Origin of the sequence: Pantoea sp. SJZ147 (assembly GCF_007828605.1) — a bacterium.
GTDB lineage: Bacteria > Pseudomonadota > Gammaproteobacteria > Enterobacterales > Enterobacteriaceae > Pantoea > Pantoea allii.
In genome coordinates, this window is the sequence record NZ_VIVB01000016.1 from 117,786 (window position 1) to 127,219 (window position 9,434).

11 protein-coding genes are annotated in these 9,434 nt (G+C 45.3%); 10 read left to right on the forward strand and 1 reads right to left on the reverse strand.

The features are described from left to right. The first annotated feature begins 65 nt into the window (after nucleotides 1-65). From gsiC to FBY13_RS21015, 3 genes are read left to right on the forward strand one after another with little or no spacing between them, the layout of a single operon-like run. Nucleotides 66-992 (forward strand): glutathione ABC transporter permease GsiC, encoded by a 927-nt coding sequence (gene gsiC, locus FBY13_RS21005; RefSeq protein WP_109717220.1) that lies wholly within the window; start codon nucleotides 66-68, stop codon nucleotides 990-992. Then, on the forward strand, nucleotides 992-1,897 hold the full coding sequence (gsiD, locus tag FBY13_RS21010) for a glutathione ABC transporter permease GsiD (protein WP_063878900.1): 906 nt from the start codon (nucleotides 992-994) through the stop codon (nucleotides 1,895-1,897). Before gsiC ends, gsiD begins: the two co-directional genes overlap by 1 nt. Then, nucleotides 1,894-2,343, forward strand: a complete 450-nt coding sequence (locus tag FBY13_RS21015) for a DUF4385 domain-containing protein (RefSeq protein WP_145395064.1) — start codon at nucleotides 1,894-1,896, stop codon at nucleotides 2,341-2,343. The genes gsiD and FBY13_RS21015 overlap by 4 nt, the downstream gene beginning before the upstream one ends. On the opposite strand, the gene rimO is transcribed toward FBY13_RS21015, so the two are convergent. Further along, nucleotides 2,340-3,647 carry a 30S ribosomal protein S12 methylthiotransferase RimO gene (rimO, locus tag FBY13_RS21020; RefSeq protein ID WP_255474522.1) on the reverse strand — a complete coding sequence of 436 codons (1,308 nt, stop codon included), beginning with the start codon at nucleotides 3,645-3,647 and terminating at the stop codon, nucleotides 2,340-2,342. The genes FBY13_RS21015 and rimO overlap by 4 nt on opposite strands. Before the next feature lie 42 nt (nucleotides 3,648-3,689). Between rimO and FBY13_RS21025 the strand changes: the two genes are divergently transcribed. From FBY13_RS21025 to FBY13_RS21050, 7 genes are all read left to right on the forward strand, one after another. Continuing rightward, the gene (locus tag FBY13_RS21025) at nucleotides 3,690-5,282 is read left to right on the forward strand and encodes a recombinase family protein (RefSeq protein WP_145395066.1); all 1,593 of its coding nucleotides are present in this window, start codon (nucleotides 3,690-3,692) and stop codon (nucleotides 5,280-5,282) included. Next, nucleotides 5,279-5,584, forward strand: a complete 306-nt coding sequence (locus FBY13_RS21030; RefSeq protein WP_145395067.1) for a hypothetical protein — start codon at nucleotides 5,279-5,281, stop codon at nucleotides 5,582-5,584. The genes FBY13_RS21025 and FBY13_RS21030 overlap by 4 nt, the downstream gene beginning before the upstream one ends. 501 nt (nucleotides 5,585-6,085) lie before the next feature. Further along, nucleotides 6,086-6,424, forward strand: a complete 339-nt coding sequence (locus FBY13_RS21035; RefSeq protein ID WP_255474523.1) for a hypothetical protein — start codon at nucleotides 6,086-6,088, stop codon at nucleotides 6,422-6,424. Nucleotides 6,425-6,800: 376 nt separating this feature from the next. Then, nucleotides 6,801-6,950, forward strand: a complete 150-nt coding sequence (locus tag FBY13_RS23505; RefSeq protein WP_186440842.1) for a hypothetical protein — start codon at nucleotides 6,801-6,803, stop codon at nucleotides 6,948-6,950. Between the two features lie 64 nt (nucleotides 6,951-7,014). Continuing rightward, the gene (locus tag FBY13_RS21040) at nucleotides 7,015-7,551 is read left to right on the forward strand and encodes an HNH endonuclease signature motif containing protein (protein WP_145395069.1); all 537 of its coding nucleotides are present in this window, start codon (nucleotides 7,015-7,017) and stop codon (nucleotides 7,549-7,551) included. Nucleotides 7,552-7,654: 103 nt separating this feature from the next. Continuing rightward, nucleotides 7,655-8,146: a hypothetical protein gene (locus tag FBY13_RS21045; RefSeq protein ID WP_145395070.1), complete on the forward strand. Its 492-nt coding sequence runs from the start codon at nucleotides 7,655-7,657 to the stop codon at nucleotides 8,144-8,146. Between the two features lie 542 nt (nucleotides 8,147-8,688). Then, entirely contained in the window at nucleotides 8,689-9,345 is a 657-nt protein-coding gene (locus FBY13_RS21050) for an HNH endonuclease (protein WP_255474524.1), read from the forward strand. Nucleotides 9,346-9,434: the final 89 nt, after the last annotated feature.

The following is a 9,434-nucleotide window of genomic DNA, read 5'->3' on the forward strand; positions in this document are numbered from 1 at the left end:
CTGAGGCTGCGCTGACGATACCGGGCAGGTCAGCTACGACGGCTGGCTGCTGTGTAGGATGTGACATGTTTAACTATTTTCTTAAACGACTGTTGGGCCTGATTCCCACCCTGCTTATCGTGGCGGTGCTGGTGTTTATGTTTGTGCACTTGCTGCCGGGCGATCCGGCGCGCCTGATTGCGGGTCAGGACGCGGATGCCACGGTTGTGGCGCTGGTGCGACAGGAACTGGGACTGGATCAACCGCTGCCGCTGCAGTTCTGGCATTTTATCGTGAATGCCCTGCAGGGGGATTTTGGTCAGTCGCTGGTGTCAAGACGGCCGGTATCAGAGGAGATTGCCGCGCGTTTTATGCCGACCCTGTGGCTGACATTAGTCAGCATGGTATGGGCGGTGATTCTGGGGATGGCGATTGGTATTGTTTCTGCGGTATGGCGCAATCGCTGGCCGGATCGCCTGGGAATGACGCTGGCCGTGTCAGGCATTTCCTTTCCGGCGTTTGCCTTGGGCATGTTGCTGATGCAGGTGTTTTCGGTGCAGTTGGGCTGGTTGCCCACGGTGGGTGCCGATAGCTGGCAGCACTATATTTTGCCGTCTGTTACCCTGGGTGCCGCGGTCGCCGCGGTGATGGCGCGCTTTACCCGCGCCTCGTTTGTTGAGGTGATGCAGGAAGATTACATGCGCACCGCGCGAGCCAAAGGAGTGCGTGAGTCGCGTGTGGTGATTAAACACGGGTTACGTAATGCCATGATTCCGGTTGTCACCATGATGGGCCTGCAGTTTGGTTTCCTGCTTGGCGGCTCGATTGTGGTCGAGGTGGTATTCAACTGGCCGGGGCTGGGTCGTCTGCTGGTGGATTCGGTGCAGATGCGCGATTACCCCGTTATTCAGGCGGAGGTACTGCTGTTTTCGCTGGAGTTTATCCTGATTAACCTGTTTGTCGATATGTTATATGCCGTCATTAACCCGGCGATTCGCTTTAAGGACACCTGATGAAAAACTGGCGACGGGAAGCGGCACTTAAAACGATGCCGCTGTTAAACGGCAACCGGGTAAGAACACCGTGGCGGGAATTCTGGCGGCGTTTTCGCCATCAGCCCGTGGCATTGCTGGCTGGCGTCTTCGTGCTGGTGCTGATTGTGTTGGCCTTTACGGCTCCGGCTATTGCGCCGTTCGACGCAGAAAACTACTTTGACTATGACCGCCTGAACGACGGCCCTTCTCTTATGCACTGGTTTGGGGTGGATTCACTGGGGCGCGATATCTTTAGTCGTGTGTTGGTGGGCACCCGAATCTCGCTGATTGCCGGTTTTGTTTCCGTGGCGATAGGCGCGTTTATTGGCACCCTGGCGGGCCTGCTGGCGGGCTACTACGAAGGCTGGTGGGACAGGATAACCATGCGCGTATGCGATGTGCTGTTTGCCTTCCCCGGTATTCTGCTCGCCATTGCTGTGGTGGCCATTATGGGCACCGGTATCAGCAATGTGATTATCGCCGTGGCAATCTTCAGCATTCCGGCCTTTGCCCGTCTGGTGCGCGGCAATACATTGGTGTTGAAACATCAAACCTATATCGAGTCCGCACGAAGCATTGGCGCCTCCGACTGGACGATTATTCTGCGCCACCTGTTACCCGGCACGGTATCGTCCATTGTGGTGTATTTCACCATGCGCATCGGCACCTCGATTATCACGGCAGCGAGCCTGTCGTTTTTGGGGCTGGGCGCGCAGCCGCCGACACCCGAATGGGGCGCGATGCTGAACGAAGCGCGAGCCGATATGGTGATTGCCCCTCACGTGGCGGTTTTTCCGGCGCTGGCGATTTTTTTCACTGTTTTAGCGTTTAATTTGCTTGGCGACGGGCTACGTGACGCACTTGATCCTAAACTCAAGACATGAAACCTTTTAATTACGAACAAGACTTCAGCACCATCGATTTTCGCAAACAGCCTGAACGTTATCAGGTCGGCCGCGGGGAGCAGGGCGTGCTGATGGTCCAGCCCTATAAAGACGAAATCTTACCGCACTGGCGTTTTCGCACCGTTGAGGTGGCGAAAGCGTCTGCAGAAGAAATCATGACGTTGTTCGAAGCCTATCGCCAGCAGGATGACTTTGTGGGGATGGACATGGCGCGCAAATTTATCCAGATGGGTTATACCCGCGCCCGTCGCTACAGCAACCACAAAGGCGGCCGTAAATACGCTGCGGATGGCAAGGAGCTGCCCCGAGGCAGGGACGAAGAAAAGGCCGCTGCGGCGGCCATTTTCAAAGCGTACTGGGACAGGTTACGTGCAGACGATGACTATCTGGCGCGCAAGAAAGCGCACCAGCAGAAGTACGGTTAAGCGCGGCTGGCCCACAAATCGTATTCGTCCGCGTGTTCAACCTTCACGCGCAGGACGTCGCCCGGCTTAACATTGCTTTCACCATTCAGGTAGACGGCGCCGTCGATTTCAGGCGCATCTGCCATGCTACGACCAATCGCGCCTTCTTCATCCACTTCATCAATGATGACCATAATTTCACGTCCCACTTTTTCCTGCAGGCGTTCGGCAGAGATCTGCTGCTGCAACTGCATAAAGCGGTCATAACGTGCTTGCTTAACGGCTTCATCGACCGGATCGGGCAGTTGGTTAGCCGTTGCGCCCTCAACCGGGCTGTACTGGAAGCAACCAACGCGATCCAGACGGGCTTCTTTAATAAAGTCCAGCAGCATCTGGAAGTCTTCTTCGGTCTCACCGGGGAAGCCGACGATAAAGGTTGAGCGCAGCGTTAATTCAGGACAGATTTCACGCCAGCGCTTAATGCGCTCCAGCGTACGTTCTACCGCGCCAGGGCGTTTCATCAGCTTCAGGATGCGCGGGCTGGCATGCTGTAACGGGATATCCAGATACGGCAGAATTTTGCCTTCCGCCATCAGTGGAATAACGTCATCAACGTGCGGATAAGGATAAACATAGTGCAGGCGAACCCAAACGCCGAGTTTCGCTAACTGCTCACACAGGCTCACCATGCTGGTCTTAACCGGCGCACCGTTCCAGAAGCCCGTACGGTGTTTCACATCCACCCCATAGGCAGAGGTATCCTGCGAAATCACCAGCAGTTCTTTGACGCCGGCTTCAACCAGGCGCTTCGCTTCATCCAGCACTTCACCAATGGCCCGGCTGTCGAGATCGCCACGCATTGAAGGGATGATGCAGAAGGTGCAGCGATGATTACAGCCTTCAGAAATTTTCAGGTAGGCGTAATGGCGCGGCGTCAGCTTCACGCCCTGTTCCGGCACCAGGCTCAGAAACGGGTTGTGCTGCGGCTTTGGCACGTAGCGATGGACATGCGACAGCACTTGTTCATAGCTGTGTGGGCCGGTGATCTCCAGCACCTTTGGATGCACCTCACGAATCTGGTCGACTTTAGCGCCCAGACAGCCGGTCACAATGACCTTGCCGTTTTCGTTCAGGGCTTCACCGATCGCTTCCAGAGATTCCTGTACGGCGCTGTCGATAAATCCGCAGGTGTTGACGATAACGATTTCAGCATCGTCATAGCGTGGCACCACCTCATAGCCCTCGGTGCGCAGTTCCGTCAGGATGCGCTCGGAGTCGACAAGGTTTTTTGGGCAGCCGAGTGATATAAATCCAATCTTAGACATTTTATTGTACATTGCTCATAAAAAGATTCCGGGATTATACATATGCCTCAACTTTATTCCTATGTTCGGTGGTCGTCAGATAAACAAAGTAAAGGAACTACACTCGAACGACAGATGGTGAGTGCTAAGCTATTTGCGAATGAGAATAATTTAGATCTTGTTGAGATAATTGATCCGGGTGTATCTGCCTTTAAAGGTAAGAACGCAAAGGAAGGCAAACTTGGTGATTTCATCAATGCAGTTGAAGCCGGAGCCATTGAACGAGATAGTTGGTTATATGTTGAGAACCTTGATCGACTTACTAGGCAATCGGCAACTGAAGCACAAACTCTTTTGATTAGATTGTTGAACTTAGGTCTAACTCTTGTCACTGGCATGGACAAACGGGTGTATACGCTCGAATCAGTAAACAAGAACCCCACAGAGTTGATGATATCAATTCTGCTTTTCAGCCGTGCTAACGAAGAAAGCAAAACAAAGTCAGATAGGACCACTGGAAATGTTCTGGTTTTAATAAACAGACATAGAGAAGGTTTACCCGTCAATATCAAAAGCGTTGGTAAACATCCGTGGTGGATTGATGATTCTGGATCTCAGTACGAAGCAGTACGCAAACATGAAAAGTACTGGCCTATTGCTAGAGAGATTATAGATCTGTATCTGTCTGGAAAGGGGGCATACAAGGTAAAACGACACCTTGATACAAAGTATCCAAATGGTTATGAAGGTAAGGAATGGGATTACCAGATGTTGATGCGTATGCGTAAGAACAAGGCACTGTATGGTGAACGCACACTTAACATCAATGGTAAGTCGTTTAAGTTAGATAACTATTACCCATCATTATGCATTAATGAGGCTGAATATCTACGATTGCATGAACTGAAGAGAAAAAATGATTTTCAATCCAAAGATAAAAATGATGTGGTTAACATAAAGTTGTTATCAGGTTTGTCATTATTAAGATGTGGTAAATGTGGCGGTACAATGTCTTCCTTTATGAATAAAGGGAAACCAAGATACATTTGTCTCAATGGGAGACACTTACAGAAAAACTGTCATGGATGGTCAGTTAATGCATTACTGATTGAATATTGTGTAATTGCTACTTTAGTTATTGGTTTTATCAATGACAAGAAGGAATCACAGATTGATAATACTGAAAACTCGAACTTACTAGAACATGAACAAGGTGAGTTGGAACGTATAGAAAAGACCATTTCAAATGTTACCTATGCTCTTGAACAGGGTGTGAATCTTGACACTATGGTATTACGTCTCAAAGAGCTATCAACCGAGCGTGAAAAGTTAATAACTAATATTGATAGGATAAAGCAACGAATTATTTCACTTGAAGACAAAGGTGGGATTAACGTTGCAATGGAAGATTTGTATACAATGATCTCGTGGTCAGTTATTAGTGATACTTCTAACGAAACGAGACATAAACTCAGGCCAGTACTTGATTCACTAATTGAAGAGGTGGTTGTTGACAAGATTGATGGCTGCATATCCATGCGAATTAAGCTATACAATGATGATGTTACTTTTATCTTTACTGGTGAGGGTAGGAAACCTAATTGGAAGTTCGATGTAGATTTTATGATCGATGGTGTCCCGATTGAAATTTTTTGATTAAGTCAGACGCATTCAATGAAGCCTTCAAAATCAAAGATAATGTGTTAGGACAGTACAGAACACTGCTTGATCAGGTAATCACAACAGCATTAATCCCTCTGGGTTATCCAGTGATTGATGGTAAACAGTTTTGGCCTAATACCAGTAGCGGTCAGAAGGTGATTATTGAATATCAGCAGGTTCGATACTCGGTTTCATTAAGTGGTAACTTGCCACAGGAAGTGCAGGATATGATCAAAGTCAGTGGTTACAGCCGAAAGGACTTCATAGAAATACACAAGGTTGAAAAACCAAATTAGAAGTACTCAAAACACGATTTAAAGTTTATTAGCCTCGTAGAATCGATTTTACGGGGCTTTTTATGCGTGGTAATGCGATTGTGTGGCTTTTGAATAGAATCGACAAGAATGCGTTACAGAGAGCGTTTTAACCTAAATGCATATAATTCAAAGCTTTAGAATATTTCACTATTAAAGGAGAGAACAAAGGTGAAAAAATAAATTAATAGGTTAAGACTATCATTAGCAATTCAAATTGCTAAATCCCTATCAACTAAAATAACGAAAGTCAAGTTTACTTATTACAGCTTACCACCCGATAAGGGCTAAATTTTACTCGACGCGGATATTAGCAAATTAGGCTTGTAATTGTCAAATTGTGGGTAATTTTGGATTTAAGTCAAATTGACGTCTTAGAGGACAGCCTTTATTCTACTCAACATCAAGTAAACGACTTGATTAAACTAAAAGCCTACTCAACTCACCACTTAACTGTAGCGGATATACTATAAGGTAAATATTATGAATATCATTGAAACACACAAATTCTATTCAAATGACTTTGATGAAGAAGAACAAGATAAAGAGATCTGGGTTAATGGAAAGTTGACCTATACAATCCATAAAGGTTTAGAGAATGATGATACTAATCAGGTATCATCATTTGAAAGTAAACCAGTACTACAAACATTATACTTCACTGATAAAGGCACGATTCAACATAACCATGAAGATGATAGCTTCTACTTTACCGATAATGCTGATCGTATGGTGGCGTATGTAGATGGTGAACTTCAACAAGACGTTAAAGGTCGCTTTGACGAGTTTGTTGAATTCGCAAATACTGTAATCTCTAAGTAACAGAAGTATTAAACGCAAGTACAAGCTTGTGGCGGTCATGTGTGACCGGTTTTAATTGAGCAAAATCCCCCACTAATTGATAAATAAATGAAAGGGGAAATAATATGATCACAATAATCTTAATCGCAGTTTCACTAACATTAACCTTTAAGTTTGGTAGCAAAGCCATTCTTCGGTACTGGCATTAATACGAATCACAATACTAAAAAATTCACAGCAAGTTTTTGGAACGAAAAGTAACGCTACGGTATAATGTAATAAAGCCGGTCACTGGCTCAACGTGACAACTTAAAAAATCCATGACTAAGCCCCGGTGAATATCGGGGTTTTTATCACATTTAAAATTCATGGAAATGTTTAACAAAAAGGAATCAACATGAAAGAAAAAAAGGATCGGGCCATTGGTCTGAGAATCACTGAATCACAAGAGAGATTCTTACAGAAGCTAATCCAGGATGGAAAAGCAAAGAATGTTTCGGCAGCTATTCAGTACTTAATTGCTCTGGCAATGGTAAAAGGGGCTTGATCATTCCACCTTAGAGAATGATTAGAACTGGCAGGAAGCCAGTACAAGTAAACGGAATTACAATATGGAAATTAATTATGAAAATATCACCCTTCAAGGTTGTGAGGGTTATCAAGTCAATCAATCAGGTCAAGTACGCAACGCTAAAACAGGTCATGTACTGATAGCTACCATCCGAAGTGGTGGATACTATGCGGTTAACATTCGAGGTAAGGCATATCACATTCATGAAATAGTATGTGTAACGTTCCACGGACAGAAACCCAGTACTGAACACCAGGTTGATCATATAGACCGTGATGAACTGAATAACCATGCCGATAATCTAAGATGGGTAACTAAAAAAGAGAACAGAGCAAACAAAAATAAGCCTACAGAGTACCGTAAACATTTAACCTGTCCAGAATGGATGAAAATAATTGAGTACTTTAAAACAGGCGATTATTCGAAAAATGCTATATCAAAACTGGTTGGTATAAGTCGCTGCACAATTATCAATATTCTACATGGTAAAACCTATTCAAAGTGGTTCGATGCCTATCTTACTGACAGTGATCACCAACTTATACAGTTCGCACATCAAAAATGGGGACATAACTAAAAAAGCCCCGGTAAATGTCACGATACCGGGGCTTTAGGACTAAGGAAATTTAGATGAAAACTAACAACAATAATCATCAACAGTATTTATCAGGGGGGCATTCATGGCAGGTAAAGAAGTCGTAACCAGCAATGACGAGCTACGCAGCATCATCGCTACGTTTACCAGCTACAGGCATGATTTAACCAACGAGGCCAAGGGAATCATCCGTACCGCAATTGATAAAGCAATGCCTAGCAGCAGGAACACATACAGTGGTGAAAAGATTTTTTTCCTCTTATGTCGCCTTCAGGAGTTCAGCCGTGCATCGATCAAGTACTGGTGTGATAACTGGTGCGGTACACATCCGGGTGAACCCATTATGGGGGATGAAAGTGTACGCAAGTACAAGAAGGTTTGTGTAGCTGTTGCCGCTGCATTACTTGAAGCTGATAAACAGGGGGTGAAGCTAATCAGGCATAAAGAGGAAGGAAAAACCTATATGCTGGACTTTCAGCAACACCAGTTAATTGAACTCGCGAAGGATGGAACCGCGATAGAGGACATGCTTCAGTACCTCCAATCATTGTTACCAGATAACCATTCTGGTAACTGATGCGTTACCAGAATACCCCCCTCTGTTACCATAATAATTTTCATGATGTAGGAAAAATGGCTATAAAATACCCAAAAAAGGGTGTTTTAGTGTGTTTTATAATCAATTTTGGTGTGTTTTATGGCCTGAAAATCATTCTGGTAACATATTATAATGAAAACAAATGATTCGCTGACGCTCACTATTGATCATTCGTCGTTCCTCCTCATGATCAATACAAATCGGTAAACTTGCTAATTCGCCCAATGAATTGGACTCAATCGCGGCGTGTTCTTTTTTCGCTTTGCTCGATCACTTGATAGTACTGAAAAAATGATTTGGCCTGCCGTCTTCGTGAGTAACTACGCGGCTTTGCCTTGTGTGTTCGTGTTGAACTCACAGAAACAGTACTGACAAAGTAACAACTGACACAAAGTAATTCGTGAGTAGGCTAACGAGTCACCCGAAAATGGGAATCCAGTGACAGGCAACTAACCACACAAAGTACTGGATCATTTACCGCCTTTGTATGTACAAATAAGAACTTTCAAAGGGAGATGGAAATGAACAGAAAGCAATTTATTGAGTCACATGGCGGTACTTGTAATAATTGGACTTGGAGTTGGTCATTCGTTAATCACGACAAGAAAATGGTGATCTTCGGTGCATGGGATGTACAGAAGGAACAGGAGAGATCCGTAATACTCCGTGAGCGATGGAAATCCAAAGAAATAGATGGCAAGACCAAAAATAATTTGGGTTATGGTCAAGCTATTCAGCACATCAATTTGATCGCCGAAGGCTATGAACTCTTCACATTCGATATGGAACAGGGCAGAAATGACGAAGAGCGAGATGTTGCCGTCATCAAAAGCTTTACCCCTAAGCTTGAAAAGCGTTATTTGAGGAAAGAAGGATCGGTATGGTATGCAGATTTCTTACCAAATCCGTTCCCCGATGAAATTCCAGCATCAGAGAATTATGCTGAAGGTGCAAAGAAGCAGGTAACTGTAAACTCCTACGAACGTGATCCAAGAGCACGACAGGCTTGTATTGACCATTACGGTACTACCTGCAAATGCTGTAATTTCGACTTCGAGAAAGTCTATGGTGAACACGGTAAAGGCTTCATCCACGTACATCACATCAAGCCACTACATACCGTAGGAGAGGGCTATGTGGTAGATCCTATCGCTGACATGATACCCCTGTGTCTGTAGTGGCACACTGAATTTGGCCACCTGAATAGAGGTGATATCATCACCTCACAGTAAAAACAGGTGACATTATGACCGGACGTAACAGACGC